Source organism: Methanobacterium sp. (assembly GCA_030017655.1).
Lineage (GTDB): Archaea > Methanobacteriota > Methanobacteria > Methanobacteriales > Methanobacteriaceae > Methanobacterium_D.
On the sequence record JASEIM010000018.1, the window covers coordinates 25689 to 43136 of the forward strand.

General features: G+C 32.0%; 18 protein-coding genes, 5 tRNA genes and 2 riboswitches. Of the genes, 11 read left to right on the forward strand and 12 right to left on the reverse strand.

Going from position 1 to position 17448, the window contains the following annotated elements; genetic code table 11:
- Positions 1 to 253: 253 nt before the first annotated feature.
- Positions 254 to 317, reverse strand: a riboswitch (Fluoride riboswitch).
- 231 nt (positions 318 to 548) lie between these two features.
- The 5 genes from QMD61_08510 to QMD61_08530 all read right to left on the reverse strand — a co-directional run bounded on the left by QMD61_08510 (position 549) and on the right by QMD61_08530 (position 4100).
- A complete protein-coding gene (locus QMD61_08510; protein MDI6724673.1) occupies positions 549 to 1076 on the reverse strand; it encodes an inorganic diphosphatase in 528 nt (175 codons plus the stop codon).
- A 43-nt stretch (positions 1077 to 1119) separates the two neighbouring features.
- The gene (locus tag QMD61_08515) at positions 1120 to 1395 is read right to left on the reverse strand and encodes a hypothetical protein (GenBank protein MDI6724674.1); all 276 of its coding nucleotides are present in this window, start codon (positions 1393 to 1395) and stop codon (positions 1120 to 1122) included.
- A gap of 85 nt (positions 1396 to 1480) precedes the next feature.
- Positions 1481 to 2032 (reverse strand): inorganic diphosphatase, encoded by a 552-nt coding sequence (locus QMD61_08520; GenBank protein MDI6724675.1) that lies wholly within the window; start codon positions 2030 to 2032, stop codon positions 1481 to 1483.
- Positions 2033 to 2127: 95 nt separating this feature from the next.
- Positions 2128 to 2928: a prenyltransferase/squalene oxidase repeat-containing protein gene (locus QMD61_08525; protein ID MDI6724676.1), complete on the reverse strand. Its 801-nt coding sequence runs from the start codon at positions 2926 to 2928 to the stop codon at positions 2128 to 2130.
- Positions 2929 to 3125: 197 nt separating this feature from the next.
- Complete coding sequence (locus QMD61_08530; protein MDI6724677.1) at positions 3126 to 4100, reverse strand: cation:proton antiporter; 975 nt, start codon at positions 4098 to 4100, stop codon at positions 3126 to 3128.
- Positions 4101 to 4122: 22 nt separating this feature from the next.
- Positions 4123 to 4185: riboswitch (Fluoride riboswitch) on the reverse strand.
- Positions 4186 to 4443: 258 nt separating this feature from the next.
- Here QMD61_08530 and QMD61_08535 point away from each other — a divergent pair.
- Positions 4444 to 5535 (forward strand): formate--phosphoribosylaminoimidazolecarboxamide ligase, encoded by a 1092-nt coding sequence (locus QMD61_08535; protein ID MDI6724678.1) that lies wholly within the window; start codon positions 4444 to 4446, stop codon positions 5533 to 5535.
- A gap of 301 nt (positions 5536 to 5836) precedes the next feature.
- Here the strand turns inward: QMD61_08535 and QMD61_08540 are convergent, their stop codons facing one another.
- Together QMD61_08540 and QMD61_08545 are read right to left on the reverse strand one after the other, a co-directional pair.
- A complete protein-coding gene (locus QMD61_08540; protein ID MDI6724679.1) occupies positions 5837 to 7777 on the reverse strand; it encodes a hypothetical protein in 1941 nt (646 codons plus the stop codon).
- A gap of 238 nt (positions 7778 to 8015) precedes the next feature.
- Positions 8016 to 8549, reverse strand: coding sequence for an Hsp20/alpha crystallin family protein (locus tag QMD61_08545; protein MDI6724680.1), 534 nt, complete (start codon positions 8547 to 8549; stop codon positions 8016 to 8018).
- A 585-nt stretch (positions 8550 to 9134) separates the two neighbouring features.
- Between QMD61_08545 and QMD61_08550 the strand changes: the two genes are divergently transcribed.
- The 3 genes from QMD61_08550 to comE all read left to right on the forward strand — a co-directional run bounded on the left by QMD61_08550 (position 9135) and on the right by comE (position 11103).
- Positions 9135 to 9875 carry a sulfite exporter TauE/SafE family protein gene (locus QMD61_08550; protein MDI6724681.1) on the forward strand — a complete coding sequence of 247 codons (741 nt, stop codon included), beginning with the start codon at positions 9135 to 9137 and terminating at the stop codon, positions 9873 to 9875.
- A 163-nt stretch (positions 9876 to 10038) separates the two neighbouring features.
- Complete coding sequence (gene comD, locus QMD61_08555; GenBank protein MDI6724682.1) at positions 10039 to 10533, forward strand: sulfopyruvate decarboxylase subunit alpha; 495 nt, start codon at positions 10039 to 10041, stop codon at positions 10531 to 10533.
- Positions 10534 to 10551: 18 nt separating this feature from the next.
- On the forward strand, positions 10552 to 11103 hold the full coding sequence (gene comE, locus QMD61_08560) for a sulfopyruvate decarboxylase subunit beta (GenBank protein MDI6724683.1): 552 nt from the start codon (positions 10552 to 10554) through the stop codon (positions 11101 to 11103).
- A gap of 272 nt (positions 11104 to 11375) precedes the next feature.
- On the opposite strand, the gene hisE is transcribed toward comE, so the two are convergent.
- The 5 genes from hisE to QMD61_08585 form a co-directional block, all read right to left on the reverse strand.
- Positions 11376 to 11663, reverse strand: a complete 288-nt coding sequence (gene hisE, locus QMD61_08565; GenBank protein MDI6724684.1) for a phosphoribosyl-ATP diphosphatase — start codon at positions 11661 to 11663, stop codon at positions 11376 to 11378.
- A 23-nt stretch (positions 11664 to 11686) separates the two neighbouring features.
- Positions 11687 to 12487 carry a CBS domain-containing protein gene (locus QMD61_08570; protein MDI6724685.1) on the reverse strand — a complete coding sequence of 267 codons (801 nt, stop codon included), beginning with the start codon at positions 12485 to 12487 and terminating at the stop codon, positions 11687 to 11689.
- A gap of 50 nt (positions 12488 to 12537) precedes the next feature.
- Positions 12538 to 12765 carry an RNA repair domain-containing protein gene (locus QMD61_08575; protein ID MDI6724686.1) on the reverse strand — a complete coding sequence of 76 codons (228 nt, stop codon included), beginning with the start codon at positions 12763 to 12765 and terminating at the stop codon, positions 12538 to 12540.
- Between the two features lie 104 nt (positions 12766 to 12869).
- The gene (gene gatB, locus QMD61_08580) at positions 12870 to 14225 is read right to left on the reverse strand and encodes an Asp-tRNA(Asn)/Glu-tRNA(Gln) amidotransferase subunit GatB (protein ID MDI6724687.1); all 1356 of its coding nucleotides are present in this window, start codon (positions 14223 to 14225) and stop codon (positions 12870 to 12872) included.
- 127 nt (positions 14226 to 14352) lie between these two features.
- The gene (locus QMD61_08585; GenBank protein MDI6724688.1) at positions 14353 to 15342 is read right to left on the reverse strand and encodes a radical SAM protein; all 990 of its coding nucleotides are present in this window, start codon (positions 15340 to 15342) and stop codon (positions 14353 to 14355) included.
- 347 nt (positions 15343 to 15689) lie between these two features.
- Between QMD61_08585 and QMD61_08590 the strand changes: the two genes are divergently transcribed.
- The 7 genes from QMD61_08590 to hjc all read left to right on the forward strand — a co-directional run bounded on the left by QMD61_08590 (position 15690) and on the right by hjc (position 17172).
- A tRNA-Asn gene (locus tag QMD61_08590) sits at positions 15690 to 15762 on the forward strand.
- Between the two features lie 5 nt (positions 15763 to 15767).
- Positions 15768 to 15841, forward strand: a tRNA-Ile gene (locus QMD61_08595).
- 23 nt (positions 15842 to 15864) lie between these two features.
- Positions 15865 to 15939, forward strand: a tRNA-Glu gene (locus QMD61_08600).
- Between the two features lie 69 nt (positions 15940 to 16008).
- Positions 16009 to 16092: transfer RNA gene (locus tag QMD61_08605), tRNA-Leu, on the forward strand.
- 26 nt (positions 16093 to 16118) lie between these two features.
- Positions 16119 to 16194: transfer RNA gene (locus QMD61_08610), tRNA-His, on the forward strand.
- A gap of 106 nt (positions 16195 to 16300) precedes the next feature.
- On the forward strand, positions 16301 to 16603 hold the full coding sequence (locus QMD61_08615) for a hypothetical protein (GenBank protein ID MDI6724689.1): 303 nt from the start codon (positions 16301 to 16303) through the stop codon (positions 16601 to 16603).
- Positions 16604 to 16761: 158 nt separating this feature from the next.
- Positions 16762 to 17172: a Holliday junction resolvase Hjc gene (gene hjc, locus QMD61_08620; protein ID MDI6724690.1), complete on the forward strand. Its 411-nt coding sequence runs from the start codon at positions 16762 to 16764 to the stop codon at positions 17170 to 17172.
- The last annotated feature ends 276 nt before the right edge of the window (positions 17173 to 17448 follow it).

Here is a 17448-nt window from a genome sequence, read left to right on the forward strand (position 1 = left end):
TTGGAGAATATTAAACAAATTAAATTAAATGAAAGTCATGGAGTAACCCACATAACAAACAAGTAACAATAATTAAACAAATAAAAATTAAATCATCTTTACCTATTTTAATCACCTTTTAAATTTATAAAAAAAGGTATTAAATGTATAAATCTTGGTACAAATTTATAATTACTAATAAAAGAATTATAAAGTATATAAAGTTCACTAGTAATGATTTTAGAGTTATACATAGCTGACCTCTTTTATAAACTATTAAATAGGAGTCATCAGCTTAAAAAAAGCATTTTAAGGTGAACTCCATCACCACCTAACCCTATTGATTGATCATTAAACAAATATTCTACTTTTTGTTATTATTCTTCCATTTTACAATCAAACATGAAAGCTTACAAATTAATATGCCATTTAAATAATTTTTATGAGTTTAATATAGCTTCCACTGTATATTATAATTTAAGAAGAATAAAAACATGTATGCATGTAAATATTGCAGATGATCATCTAGCTTGCGCTTATTTTCATCATCCATGCAGTCTTTCATGCTTTTAATAAAATTCTCGTCTGTAAAGTCCTATTGAATGGTTTAAAGCCTTAATTGCTGCTTCTACACCTTCCCATCCTAAAACTTCAGTTGTTTTCCCTTCTAGTGTTTTGTATTCCTTGAAAAAGTGTGCAATTTCATCTAACTTTGCTTTTGATAAATCATCGATACTTTTAACATGATTGTACTTGGGATCATTTAATGGTACGCTTAATATTTTGTCGTCGCTGTCTTCACCGTCCATCATTCTCATTATTCCGATGGGGCGGGCTTCAATTACACATCCAGGGAATGTGGGCTGATCCATCAATACGATAATGTCCATAGGGTCTCCGTCATCCCATAATGTTCGAGGTATTATACCATATTCTGCTGGGTAATGGAATGGTGAGTAAAGCACCCTGTCCAATGCAAATGCTTCCATATCCTTATCATATTCATATTTATTTCTTGATCCCTTAGGTATTTCAATAACTGCATATACAACTTCAGGAACCGATGGTCCCGGCTTTAAATCTTTCCAAAGATTCATCTATATCTCCTCCTTATGATTTAATCTCATGTTATTTTATAATTTATTCATTTAAATGGCCATATAATGCGGGTAAGCCATCTCCTGTTCTTATTCCCTTCCATACATTGATAAGATGCTTTTTTCCATGTTTATGGTATTTTATTTCATATGTGTAGAAATTTCTTTTTAAAGGGGGTGGCGTAAAAGAAATTGTTAACAAATTCTCTTTTGTATATACGCCAAGTAATAATTCAATTATGGCAATTTTGCCTTTAATATACTCTGCTATAATCATTTCTTCCTGAGTTTTGGGTATTTTATCCCAATTAATCTCCATTTATCCATCTCCATTGTATAAAATGATTTAGTATGATAATTTCCCCTTTTTGAACATTTTCATCCATATCTTAAAGTTATTCTGCTTATTTGATTAGAAAAATGGATTTAACACTTAATACTGTGTTATAAAGCTTTATTGAGTATTTAATAGATTCAAAGGCCCTTTTAGCATTTTTACATCCTAACACTTTAGTAGTTTTTCCTTCTAATTTTTTATATTCACGGAAAAAATGTTCTATCTCCTCTAAAAATGCCGATGGAACATCATGAATATCTTGGAAATCCTTGAATTTATTGTCGTTTACAGGTACCGCGATTATTTTATCATCAAGATTTTCTCCATCAATCATACTTATTACGCCAATAGGTCTACATTGAATTATGCATCCGGGGAATGTGGGCTGATTCATTAAAACTAGAATTTCCAGAGGATTCCCATCACCAATTGCTGTCTGTGGAATTATACCATAATCTACAGGGTAATGAAATGGAGAATTCAGTACTCGATCCAGCGTAAATACTCCCTTATCCACGTTATATTTGTATTTATTCCTTGAACCTTTTGGGATTTCAATAACTGCATATACAACCTTAGGAATTGATGGTCCCGGCTTTAAATCCTTCCAAAGATTCATATTATCTCCTTTAACATATTATTTTTTTGATTTCAGCCATCTTTGGCTTTATTAATGGGTTTTTGTCTCCAATAATTCTATTTTAAGCAACTATTTTAGTTTAAGTCATAGGATAAGCTCTTTAAAGTGTATAATGCCCTATATGTGTAATCCAACTCCGAAATTCCGATGTATTTTGATCTTCTAAATCCTCCATCACCATTTTGGAGATCAAGTACAAAATTTATGATTTTGCTTTGATCTTTAAGCTTTCGACCGATTATTTCATGAATTTTAATCCCTGCATAAATTGTTTCTATATATGGCGGGTAATTTATGGGCGTTGAATTAAATACTCCATTATCTGCTCTGCATTGTTCAGTAAAATTGAGTATTGTATTTTTATTTGGAATTAAAGATGAATCAATTTGATTTATGGATTCAAGGGCGTAATAGGTTGATATAATATCTGATCTATATCTTCCAAATCCTCCATCTTCCTTTTGAAATGACAAAATCCAATCGGCTATACCATGCAGATCATCATATCCTGTTAATTTCAAAATATTAGTGCTTAAAAAAGCTGTTTCTAAGCTTGTAAATGCTATTTTATTAATTAATTTAGATGCAAATTCATCAGGTATTTCTGTCTTCATATTAAATATTTTTAAAGCATTTAATCTATAGAATATACCTTTAATTCCAAATAACCTACCTTTATTTAGATTTTTAATCCATTCAATAGTCTTTTTTTTATTATATGGTTCTTCATTGAACATTTTAAGAATTCGCAAACCATAGTATGTGTTTTTACCATCAGGAATACCTTCATAAAGAGTAAAACCTCCCTCTTCATGCTCCCGCTTGTGTACGTATCTTAAAACATGTTTGAGAATTTCTAACCCTCCTATTCGCATACATCTATTATTTATATTGCATCATGACTTTACATATCCACTATATCCTCAGAGTGCTTGGGCATAAACCATTTTTGAGCTATAACCGTTGGAATAACTGCACTGGCAACCACAACTCCCACGAGAATAGAATACTGGACTTGATCTATATACCCAGAGCTTAGTCCAAATACGCTTGCTATGGTTCCAAAAGTAAGTCATGTACTCATTAAAAGGGTTGTATACATGCTACCATTGGGAATGTACTTTTCTGCAAGGAAATATACACCTACAAATTTAGTGACTAATTTGATCCCAAATAATATCGCAAAAAGACCAAATGCAGATATAATTAATGGGAATGAGATTTTTAATCCTCCCACAATAAAGAATATTGGGGTGATTATAGCATATGCCACGGTTCTTAACCTATTTCTTACTTCTTGTGTACTTAGTGTTTCCCTAAAGTGTTTTGACATTAAAAGTCCTAGTAAGAATGCAGGTAATAATGCATGTCCGTCTCCAAGATTTGCAAAGTACATGAAAACAAGTAATAATACGAATACATATTTAATTTCGCTCTCAACTACTTTATTTTTTAATCTTGGATTTTCGAGTACTATATGTGAAAATTTAGCTGCAAAAATTATTACAACCACTGAAACAACTATGAATGCTGCAGTATAAGGTGTGGGTGTTATGAATAGAATACTTAAAGCAATTGCAGTTCCCATATCTGTTATAAAAGTAGATGCCATTAATAGCTTACCTATCTCTGTTTTTGAAAGGTTTGTTTCCACTAATACGGAGTATACAACTGCTAATGATGTTGTTGATAATGCAACTCCTGAAATTAAAGAAGCCTGTAAGTTCCAATGAACTAAATAGTATGTATAACAGAATACTCCAAGAAACGGAACTAAAAATGAGAAAAAGCCAATTAAAAAGCTTTCTTTAAATTTATCCCTCATTAAATCCGTATCTATTTCTGTTCCTGCAAGAAATGTTAATAAAATTCCTCCAAAACTTGCAAGGTAAAGCATCCATTCTTGAGGATATATGAACCCTAAATTACCGAATGATGCGCCTAAAAGTATCTCAATTATTGCGACTGAAATTCCTAATCTTAAAGAGATTAGGCTTGATAGTAAAATGATTAGACCCATGATTAGGGGTATGGGATCTGAATACATTGATTTCCTCCTTATAAATTAATTTAATATAGGAGTCATTAGCTAAAAAAAGCATTTTAAGGTGAACTCCATCACCCTACAATAATACTTAATTGAATAAAATATAAAAATGTTTCTATAAGTTATAATATGGGATTTATGATATATTTAATTATTTAATAAATTTCTTGTTTTATTTCAATTTTAGCCCTTATTTTATATGTTCAATGTTATAATTAGTATTATGTTATTATTAAAGGTCTTACTCATCATACAAAATAACAAGACGAAAAAGATAATTATTAGAAACAATCCATCTTTATTTAACTAAACATCTTTCATGACACTAGGAGGAATTCAAGAAATGAGTAAAATAAACAGACAGGAAATTCTTGACGTTTTGGATGGGTATGATAAGGAAGATATAACTATTGCAACTTTAGGAAGCCATTCATCCTTACATATGTTCCAAGGAGCACAAGCAGAAGGATTCAGAACTGCAGTAGTTTGTGAAAAAGGAAGGGAGGTTCCTTATAAAAATTTTGGAGTTTGCGATGAACTCATAATGGTTGATCACTTTAGCGATATTGTCAATGACGATGTTCAGCAACAATTAAGGGATTTGAACAGTATAGTGTTCCCACACGGATCATTTGTGGCCTATGCAGGATTGGATAATATTGAAACTATTTTTAATGTTCCTATGTTTGGAAATAGAGATATTTTAAGATGGGAAGCAGAAAGGGATCTGGAAAGAAAATTGATGACGGAATCAGGAGTTAGAATTCCTCAGAAGATAACCGATCCTGCAAAAATCGACGGCACAGTAATGGTTAAATTCCCTGGAGCCAGAGGAGGAAGAGGATACTTCGTGGCTAACTCAACTGAAGAATTTGATCAAAAAATTGAGGCAATGCTGGAGAGAAAATGGATCGAAGAAGAAGATATAAAAGATGCACACATAGAAGAATACGTTTTAGGATGTAACTATTGTATTCATTATTTCTTCTCAGGATTAAAAGACGAAGTAGAACTTCTAGGTGTAGACAGCAGATATGAGTCAACTATAGATGGTTTAACAAGAGTACCTGCCAAAGATCAACTGGATATAGGTGCAGACCCATCCTACGTTATAACTGGTAATCACCCTGTAGTTTTGAGAGAATCACTGCTTCCACAAGCATTTGACATTGGAGATAAGATTACCAAAGGTGCCAAAAAATTAGTACCACCAGGATTTAACGGTCCATTCTGTATGCAGACACTTGTTAATGATAACCTTGAAATAGTTGTATTTGAGATGAGTGCTAGATCAGATGGTGGAACAAACACCTTCATGAATGGATCATCATACAGCTATCTCTATTACGGAGAACCATTAAGCATGGGTCGTAGAATGGCTATGGAAATTAAAAATGGTATAAAAGAAGACAGATTAGAAGAAATTATAACTTAAACGTCTTTTAAGATGCAGAATTATATAAAACCAATTCGATGTTATCTGCAGATAACATCTTTTATTTTTAATTTAAAGTGATATTAAAACAACTTATAATGAAAAAGATATTCTTCTCTTTGTATTAAGATGTCTTTAATTTTCCCTGAAGTTTTTTGTTCTTTTAGAACAAGAATTGATCTACACATATTTATTAAAATAATTTAAAAACTTATAATACATCAAAAGGTAAAATCATAGGACTTCTAGTAACTTATATTTCTTAAATGGCATAAAATTAAAGAAATAAAAAAAATCTGTACTATTCATAGGGAAATACATAATGTCTAAATGGCTCTTTATCTCTATCTTCATAAAGTTTAATACTGAATTTAAGTGAGGGTTTTGAGTACCAGTATTTTGTTAATGGAGCTATGTTAGTTTCAATTATTCTTCTTTGTTCGGATGTTAATTTTTGATATCTAAGTTTTAATTCAACCTTATCTTCATCTGCAATGTTGATATCTTCTAACTTAACATCCACATGTGGAATTAAACTCATCATAACAGGACGTCCCCATTCTTGAGCATTATCACAAAATACTAATAAAAATGCAAATGGAAACTGGTCAATTCTAAGTTTCCCAAGTTTAGAATAAAATACTTCAGTATGTAGTGCAATTGCGCAACAGGCTTCTTTAAGTAACATTTCTTCTATATCTAATATATTCATCAGCATTAATCCGCTCATGACCCCATGATCATGATCTTCTATAAATGTGTCTTTAAGGATATTTGCAATTTTATCTTTTGGTTTATTTGAATTATCGGAAATTAATTCAAGTAATTTAACTTTTTCAATTTCATATTGTGTAAATATATCTGCCCAGTTAATGTTGAATTTAGAAGGCACCGCTACTCTTAAAAAATAGTTTTTTAGCCAACCTTCCATCTTTCCAACCGAATAACTAAAGTCATGGAACATTGAAGTAATAAACCACACTTTTAAAACATCTTCTAAATCATAATCCGGATTTATATTCTGTAAATGTTTTAAAAGCTGTTTGCGAAGCGATTTTTTTTCATTAATTAAATAGTATCCTAATAAAAATACCTGAAATTGATGTATGAAATGTTCTCTGTATTTAACATCAGTCCCTAAAAGTGGTTCAAAGGCAGGTCCAATGTTATCTATGATATCCAGAACCGCATATAGATTTAAAGCCTGTGCAATATCACTAACAAGCTTTGTCACCCTATTATAAATTCTGTCAATTCCACCTATATCCTCAATTTCTATTTCAAGTTTACTATAAAACTCATTTAGCTGTTTTTGAATTTCCTTATTAATTTGTGGACCTTTAATTTCTAATTCATTTATCTTTTTTAATATTTCAGTTCCATACAGTTTCTTATAGGTATATGACTTATATATGATGTTTTGAATTGCTATTACGATACTATCTGCAAGAATTGTTAAAATCTCATTATGTCTATCAGTAAAACAGTAAATTTTAGAGTTATTGAATTCATTAAATTGTTTTATAGAATCACTTAATCTGTGATTTTCAATTTTTATTATTCCTACAGGTTCTTCACCATGTTTTTTTAATATAGGAACTTGAACAATAGAAGTACAAATTTCTTGAGGGCCCCAGTAACTTCCTCTCCATTCTGGATGTTCCCATATTTCTTCTCCTTGTAAAGGAGGTATGAATTCTTTGGATTTTAAGGTGTATGCAGTTATTCCCATTGGTAGTTCTCCCTTCTCTACCAACTCTACTAAATCATCACCCATTTCTCTAACAATATGTATTAGAGATTTTTGTTTTTCCCATATTGCATCTATTAATGTTTTTCCTTCTTTTAACAGGCTGTTTTCATATTTTTCAAGATTTTCTTTACTGTAGTTGCATTTTTCAATGAAATATCGCCTTAGATAGGCTATTATTTTTCTTTTTCCCTCACCTTTTTTAGTGAATGGGTTTCTTTTAGGAACATAATATTCTGCTTCCTCTTCTTTTAGAATCCTACCTATTTTTCCAGAAGTAGAATATAATCTTAGTATTTTTCCTTTCTTATTTTCGGACTCTTCTAATAAGAATATGCTGCAGGATTTGGCTTCTGTATTTTCAGCACCTATTTCAACTATTTCGTCTAAAAAGTTTTTTAAATCATTAGAATTCAAGGCAGCTTGTAATATTTGACGAATTAAGTCTCTTATTTTTCCAGAATAATTCTCAACTTCAGCATTTTTTAACATTTTACCACCTCAAAATGTTAAAATACAATATTAATTATTCATGAAATTACAAAAGTTAATAATTTATTTTAACAGTACTTTATTCAATTAATTGGAAATACAATATTTCAATTAAACTGTATTACAAAAAATATCAATAAATGCTAAGATAAAACACAATAGACCTACGAAATTCAATTTTAGAGAGTAAATAAACCATACCAAATTAATTAAAAAAAATAATTAAAGGAAAAAATGATTAAGTTATCTGAACTTTTGTCATTCTCTCTTCAGGTTTAAGCTCTCTTTTCGGTATTTTAAGTTCAAGGACTCCATTTTTCATTGTTCCTTTAACTTTTGATGGATCAACTTCTTCAGGGAAATTGATAGTCCTCTGACATGATGCGTAAGTTCTTTCTCTGTGGAGATAGTTTTCGGACTTTTCTTCCAATTCTGACTTCTTCTCTGCGTTAAGGGTCAACACGTCTTTATTTAATTCGACATTAATGTCTTCCTTGTTAAAACCGGGAAGTTCACTTTTCACAATATATTGGTCCTCTTTATTTATTACATCAACCAAAGGTACCCTAGTTGGAAGATTATCACTTTTTTTTGGGATATATGTTCTCATGGGTAAAAATGGAGCCATCAAATCATCAATTGACTTTCTAAAGTCTTCGAAAATTGTATCAAATCCACTTAAAAGTTCGTTCTCTTTGGTTGATTGTTTTACTAGAGTTTGTTCTCCTCGGGAGGGAGATTCAACGGTTTCTTTTCTTTTGGAGTTAGCCATATCATCCACCTCCTAAAGTACTCTTAATTTAAAAATAGTTTTATAATTTGCATTGTAATATATAGTAAATTTCATATAAATATTTTTTGGATCAGTATTATATAATTCAGGTATGTTTTAATGCTTCTAATTCTCTTAAAGACCATATCATAGAATTGTTTCAGTAATACTTATTTTTCTGAAGGATTTTTTTTCGCTTAGTTACAATTTTATATATATTAAATTTAGATATGAAAAATTTTTTTTATCCTTTATGAAAGATATTTAATAAATTCTTTTAATATATGTATTTTATATTCCTCTTTTTAGTATCTATTTAATTAAGTGTTGACTTTTTATTTTAAAGGATTGTAATGTGGTTCTATCTTAAAAGATATTAATTAAATAGCCAGGAGTAACCGTTTGAAATGAAATTAGATAACTAAATATATTAAAGAGGCTTATCACAATAACTTGTTAAAAACTAGCATCTTCTTCAGTATAGATTTATATTTAGATACTTTAAAAAGCTAAATTATAAAATTGTAACTATAAGAATATTGTTCTATTTATTATATGAGTTTAATCAAAATATAACTGGTTACTATGGGTGAATTTATAGCACTATTTTTTGTTGCCGCGTTTCTGTCTGTAGTAGTAGGCACGGTGGCAGGGTTTGGAACATCGACAATTTTTCTTCCTATTGCATTATTATTCGTGGATTTTAGAACCGCACTTGTATTGGTAGCAATTTCCCATATTTCGGGTAATGCGGGTGCAATAACTTTTTTTCGTCATGGTCTGGACAGAAAACTGATACTGCTTTTCGGTCTGCCCAGCATAATTTTAACAATTCTTGGAGCTTATCTTGTAATTTATGTTCCTCAAGATATTTTACAGATCTGTCTGGGTGTTTTTCTTTTGATATTTTCCATTTATTCCCTATTAAATCCTGATTTTAAAGTTGCTGCTGCAAAAATAAACACAATAATTGGGGGAATTTTATCTGGATTTTTGCAGGGATTACTTGGGGTTGGAGGTCCTTTAAGGGGAGCTTTTCTCATCTCATATAATCTTGATAAATTCAAATATATAGCTACATTAGCTGCAACTGCAGTTATCATTGATGCAACCAGAATTCCCATCTATTTTGCAAACGGTCTTCTTGAACCTCAATTTTTTTATTATGTACCTTTTCTTGTAGTAGTTGGGATTGCAGGTTCTTATACAGGTAAAAAGATTGTTAATAAAATTCCGCAAAACATCTTCAAAAAGGTTGTTCTTGTTGGGATTGCTCTTGCAAGCATGCTGTTAATTTATGGAGGTTTGATAACGGTTATAGGATAGAAAAATTATGACATTAACTCTAATAACTGTTAAAATATCTACTTAGAATTATTCTTTGAAAAATAAACTTTTTTATAAAAATACTCTTAAGTTAAATACAACATAATATAAAATGAGAACTTGATTATACATTGATTTTGTACAAAATAGTAAGGTGTGTTAAGTGGATAGTAGTGAAGCAGTTTATAAAGCCCTTAAAGAAGCAGGAATAGATTTTGTGGCTAGTTTACCATGTGTAAATCTTGGAAAAATCATGGAACTTGTAGATTGTGATGAAGACATTATCCATGTCCCTGTAACAAGAGAGGAAGAAGGATTTGGGATATGTGCAGGGGCATTTTTCGGCGGAAAAAAACCTGCAATCTTAATGCAAAATTCAGGACTTGGAAATTCAGTTAATGTGCTTGCATCTTTATATGAACTTTACAGAATCCCCATACTCATGATAATGAGCCATAGAGGTACTGAAGGGGAATTTATGAGTGCTCAAATTCCTATGGGAAATGCAACACCAGGAATTTTAGATGCACTGAATATTGCATACTTAAATCCTAAAACCCCCGAAGAAGCCCTTGAAGTTATTCCACAAGCATGGAAACTCTCTGAAATGGGTGGAGCTCCAATTGGAATATTACTGGAAATTCCATTCTGGAAATAAAAAATTAGTGGTGATGTTATGGAACGTATTGAAGCCATAAAAAAGATAGCAGAAAGTCTGGAAGACGAATTAGTCATTTGCAATATTGGATTTCCCTCAAGGGAATTATATCATGTTAAAGATTCTTCTACCCACTTTTATATGCTCGGTTCAATGGGAATGGCATCTTCAATTGGATTGGGACTTGCATTATCTCAAAAAAAGAAAGTTGTGGTGTTTGATGGTGATGGATCTGTTCTTATGAATATGGGAACTCTTGTAACGATTTTCAGCCAGAATCCAGAGAATTACATTCTTGTTGTGTTTGATAATCAGTGCTATGGCTCTACAGGATCACAATGCACATACACAACAGAGGTTGACCTTGCAAAGATTGCAGAGTCAGTTGGATTTAAAAACATATTTGTCTTTGAAGAAAAAATTAATTTCAGAGAAGTTTTAGAATCTAAAGGCCCTGTGTTTGTGCATATGAAAGTTAAACCGGGAAATGCAGATGTTCCTGTAATTGATATGGAACCAGAAGAGATAAAGGAGAGATTTATGGAAGAAGTGATGAAAAACAAATTTTAAATTTATTGGAATGTGTAAATATGGATGAGTGCAGATGCCGTAACTGCTGTTTTTAAAAATAATGGATTGCAGGACTGATATTAATCATAATTTTAGGGGCTATAACTTCAGTAATAAGCATGCTAAGTAATTATTTAATAAATCTACAGGCTAAAATTCCTCCAGTAGTTTTTGGAGTTACAATGATTGTTGTGACTATAATTTTCATTATTACGGTTCCATGGATATTTGGAAGGCTCATTAAATGGCCTTACAAAACATTAAAACTCTGATTATTTCCTTCGTTTTTCAAATTCACTCAAAAGCTCATCTATTTCAACGCCTTTATACACCAGAAGTAGTAATGTGTGAAAAATAAGATCAGCAGCTTCATAAACAAGATTTTCATCATTTTTAGATGCGATGATAACTTCTGCGGCTTCTTCCCCGATCTTTTCTAGGATTTTATCCTCAGCCAGTTTTTCATCATCTCTCATAAGTTTTGAGGTATAAGAATCAACAGGATTATCGCGTCTATCTTCTAAAACATTATAAACTTCCCTTATAATTTTATCTTTCACTTTTAATCTCCTTAAAAAAGTAGTTAATTTCCTAATTTTCTATCTTTCCTTAAACTCCCAGTTATAGCTATTAGGGGATGCTGTGCATCGTCAATTATTTTAATATCGTTTAGGGTGTATATTCCATCAGCATCTGCTGTTTTTTCCAGTCCAAGCTTAATATCTTTTTCTAATTCAATTACATATGAATCTATTTCTTTAAATCCAAGTTTAGAAGCAGCAACAGTTCTATGATGGCCATCAACTAAAATAAATCTATTCCCACTTTTAACAGTGATTGTGGGCTCTGCAAGTCCTCTTTTAATTTCATAGGTCCGGCCCTGAAGTTCATCGGCATATATTTTATTTTGGGTTGGCCTGAGCTTTTCGGTGGGTACCTTCATCCTCAAAAGTTTTGTCTTAACGCCGTAAAGCTGTTCTAATGTTTTTTTGAAATAGTTTACCTTCATTGGTGTTGATCTTTCAATATGGGACCTTACAATATCAGTATTAGTAATAATTCCTACTAATTCTCCTTCTTTATCGATTACAGGAAGCCTTGATATTCCCATTCTAAACATTACACGTGCTGCATCATTTATAGACATATCCTGGTCTGCTACAACAATATCAGTTGACATAATGTCTTTAACTGCATCAGCCCATGGTTTTAAAAGTAAATCAAAGGCAGTTACCATTCCCATAACTTCGCCGTTTATTTTAACAGGGAATCCGTCGTGGCCTGTGGTTTTCATTAATCTAATAACTTCCTCGTTAGGAGTTTCTGGAGTTACTGTAATAACTTCTTTTGTCATATAATGTTTTACAAGAGCTGCATTACTCATTTAAAATCCTCTTAATAATTGTATTTATAATAAATAAATCAAATTAATTATTATTTATTCCATATTAATTTATCTTTATATTGAATTTTAATAATTCTATGATATGGAATCTGAGTATCTTCATCAAGTATTAAAAATCCGCGTTCTAATTTATTTATACGGTCTCCTTCAATGGTTTTAAGGTTTCTATTAGCCCCTCTATGAATATAAGTTATTTTAGATAGTTTAATATCCATTTCTGGATGCCATAAAATCATATCTAAAACATTTTTTGCCATCTTTTGACCTTAACTTCATGAATTACTCAATAATTATTTTGTATAAAGTAGGTTAAAAAGTTATCTTTTTCAAGTTTAAGGGAATAAAAAGAAATTATATGGATTTATTTAACTAAAGCTTCCCTTAAAAATCTGGAAGTTTCTCCAGGATCAGCTTTTCCATGTGTAAGTCTCATTACTTGTCCTATTAAGAAATTCATGGCTCCTTTTTTACCTTCATGGTAATCAGAAACTGCCTGAGGATTTTCATCTATGGCCTGTTTTACAGCTTTTAACACACTTTCTTCATCACTTACACCAATTAAACCCATTTCTTCAGCAATATTTAATGGAGATTTTGTATTTTCAGGCATTTTTTCTATTATCTTCTTAGCAGCTTTTGGAGTAACTTTTTTATCTTTTATCATGCCTAAAAGTTCGACAATATCTTCAGATTTTATACCACTTTCTTCAAAACTTATTTTGTTATAATTGAGCACTCTTTTAAGTTCATCTCTCATCCAGAGAGCTGCAAAAGATGGTTCAACACTTTTAGCTATCTCTTCAAAGGCATCCGCAAGGGCCAGTTCAGATGTCATAACCTTTGCGTATTCTTTTTCAATTCCATACTCTTCAATGAATCTATCTGTCTTGATATGTGGTGGTTCAGGCATTTTTTCTCTTATACCTTCAATTTGATTCTCTTCAGCCACCATTGGGGGAAGATCAGGATCTGGTATATATCTGTAGTCATCGGCTTCTTCTTTAAGACGCATTGGAACAGTAATCATCTGTGATTCAAGAAAAGCGCGTGTTTCCTGTTTTATTTCAACTCCCCTTCTGATGAGGTTTTTCTGCCTTACCATCTCATATTTAAGCGCTTTATATGCACCCCTTATAGAATTTATATTCTTTATTTCAGCTCTTTTTCCACCTTCAAGGGATATATTTACGTCTGCACGCATTGTTCCTTCTCCACGTGCGCTTCCACTGTATTCTAAAACCCTGATGAGCTCACGAAGAAAATTTCTTGCTTCTTCAGGTGATCTCATATCTGGTTCTGTTACAATTTCAATGAGCGGGATTCCAGATCTGTTGAAATCAACCACACCTAAATCTGGTTTGTACTGGCCAGGGTCCTCTTCGATGTGAACTTCGCGAATTCTCACACCGTTCAGATTTCCTTCATATCCTATGGGGATTGAGGTACGCTGATAACCAGATGGAAGATCCGGATAATCATAATGCTTCCTCAGGAAATAAGTCTCATTTTCCGCTATCTTACATCCAAGCATTAAAGCTATCTTAATTGCCCCATTCATTGCAGCTTCATTTGGTGGATATGGCTTTGCCCCGGGCTGGTTAAGACAAACAAAACAGATGTTTGAATTTGCTGGAGCATCCTGGTAATTTGTACGGCAGTCGCAGAATAATTTAGAATCAGTTTCAAGTTGAACGTGAATTTCAAGTCCGCATTTCATCTTAATAAAAATTCCTCCTTATAAAAATCTATAATATTAAATTAGTGATTAAATTAGCATTTTTTTATATAATCAACAAAAACATCTAAATTTAACTTATACTAAAAATTTATCTTAACATCTATTTTTATTTAATGCACTTATCAATATATCTTTTTATAAATGGCTCAAGTTGTGGATCAATTTCCCCACTTTTCTGTAATTTATCAAAATCACTAAAAGTTCCAATAAGTTTTTTTCCAGCCCAATAAACTTCTTCTTCAACTCTTTTCCCATAACGAGTTCCAAACATCTTAAATAATGGGAATTTAGTAAGTCCATTAGCTCCGCTTAAAAGCAAAGGTCCTATATTGGCCAGATTATCTATCCATGTCCCTGTAATTATTTTAAGCTCCGGGAACTTAATTCTGGTTGCAGCAACAACTCCCGCATAATATAAAGACGCCGGTTGGGGTGTATCTTCGTAAACGGTTTCTTTATGTGGATTAAGTGAATAAAAGGTAACTCTATCGATCCCAACATCATTTATCAGATCGAATAAATATTTTAAATCATCAGGAGTCTCTCCAAGCCCTAAAATAATAGTTATTGCCTTCTGGAACCCTAAATCTCCAGCGAGTTCAAGCATCTCATTTATATCTTCTAAAGATTTACTTGGACATATTTTATCATGTAATTCAGGGTTTGCAACCTCAACGGCTCCTGTAATTCCTGTAATTTCATCTTCATACGTTTCAAGATCCTTTGTGATTCCGATATTAAGCCATACAGGTTCACCAGTAATTCTGTAAATATTCTGGGAGATATTTTTAATTTCTTCGGTTGAAAAAGAACCGTATCCTCCTGAAAGGAATTCGATTTTCCAGTCAGTTCTTCTACAAAGCTCTGCTTCGGCTAAAATTGAGTTTATATTCCTCCTGGCTTTTTGAGGTTCTTTAATTTTTGGTTTCTGCGAGGACATGTAACAGAACAGACAGTCCCCCTTATTACACCACCATGAAAGGAAAATAGCTCTTTCAAGAGTTATTTGATTTCCATGCTCTTTCAGGGTAATTTCATTGGCTTTTTGCATTAAATCAAGGGTTTCAAAGTTTTTGATTTTATTGATTAGATTCATGATTCACCTTATTAAAGTTAGAATGAATTTTAAATATATTAGTTCTATATAGGAGAAAATATTTAAAATATTAATTGATTTTTAAATATTCAATTTTTTTGTTATTTAGAAATAAAAGTTATATAGCTTGTAATAACAAAGTATATATTGTATAAGCACGTAATGCTTGGTTATACTCTGAATTTACATATCCAAAACGTTTATATATTATAATCACTAACTTAAAAAATACGTCACAAATGTGCTTATATTTTAAAATCTTGAAACTATAGTTTCAAGTTTGAAAATCTTTGATTTTCAATTCTTGCAGATTACAAGATAATAGTCTGTAGGCTTTGCTTGGCATAGCCTCCGTAGCTCAGTAGGTAGAGCGTTCGGCTGTTAACCGATTGGTCGCAGGTTCGAGTCCTGCCGGGGGCGCTCTGGGGCCCATAGCTTAGCCAGGTAGAGCGCTCGGCTCATAACCGAGCGGCCATGGGTTCGAATCCCATTGGGCCCACTTTAATATAAAATAAATCACATGCTCCGGTAGTGTAGTCCGGCCAATCATTTCGGCCTTTCGAGCCGAAGACTCGGGTTCGAATCCCGGCCGGAGCATTTTTCTTAAATTTATAAAAATTTACATAGTCAAAATTTATTTTGACAATTATATCAGGGCTCATGCTAGCGGGGGTGCCCGAGCTGGCCAAAGGGGACAGGCTTAGGACCTGTTGGCGCAGGCCTACCAGGGTTCGAATCCCTGCTCCCGCATTAATCCACCATTATTTAATTCATTTGCCGGGGTGGGGTAGGTGGTTATCCTTTGGGACTGTGGATCCCACGACTCGGGTTCGAATCTCGGCCCCGGCCCCATTTTAACATTTACCATTATTTTTTCTAATTTTTCATAATCAGTAAACACAAAAATTTTATTAGGGATTTCCATAATATTATCCAGACATTAATTCGGATGATTAACATGATAAAAATGGAAAAAACATGCAGCTCACCAAAATGCAATGTCATGCACAAAGGTAAGTTGATAGGCTATATGGATGGTGTTGGCCTAATTCAATGGTTTTTAAAGAACAAATATTGTTACAGGGGCTCGTTTTCAAGATTTATAACTGATGATCCTGAATACAACCGATCTGGAATTATAGTGGATATCATCTTTTTAGATAAAAGGATAATGGCTAAAGATGCTAAAATAGAATGGTTAAAGGCTCCTTGTAAAAATGGGACTTTTATCGCTACTAATATGGAGTACAGCGATATTTAATTTTTGATCTCTTTAAAAAATATGGTTTAATTAGTTAGTTTTAGATTTTTTTACATGTTCTCTTTTATTTCTAAATTTTAATTAAAGGTTTATATAGTCTTAAAATTAAGTTATATTAGTTTTTGAATTATTAGATTTGGATTTCAGAGCCGATTTATATGAACAAAAAAGGGTCACGTGTAGAAAGAGAACTGGTTAAAATGCTTTGGAATGCGGATTGTGCAGCCATGAGGGCGCCGGCTTCAGGGGGTGCTACAAAAAAACCATTACCAGATATTATTGCAGGTAATGGGAAGATTTATCTGGCAATTGAAGTTAAATCAACCTCTGCAGAGCATATTTATATTAATTCTGAGAAGATAGTTGGGCTAAGGGAATTTTCAGAAATTTTTGGTGCGGAACCTTACCTCGGCGCTAAATTTAAGAACAAGAAATGGAGATTTGTGCATATTAACGACCTTATAAAGACAAGAGGAGATAATTACAAAGTTGATGTGGATTTAGCATTTTCTAAAGGTCTTGAATTTGATGAGTTACTCAGAAAGGATAAACAGGTTAAATTTAAATAATTTTATTTTATTTTACTTTTATTGAAGAGTATTAGGATCTTTAATTAATGTAAATTTATTTTGAAATTAAAGATCATTTTATATATTTTTAGATATAATTTTCTAAATAGAGTTTAAAGGAGCATGTGAAAATAAAGTTTTTGAGGTTGAAGGAAAACAGTAGGTTTTCAGAATAGTAATTCTATGAATTTTACACGCATCGAAAATCTCTGATTTTCAATAGCTCTGTTTTCCTGAACCACAAAATTCTATGAATTTTGAGGAGGGATTTAAACG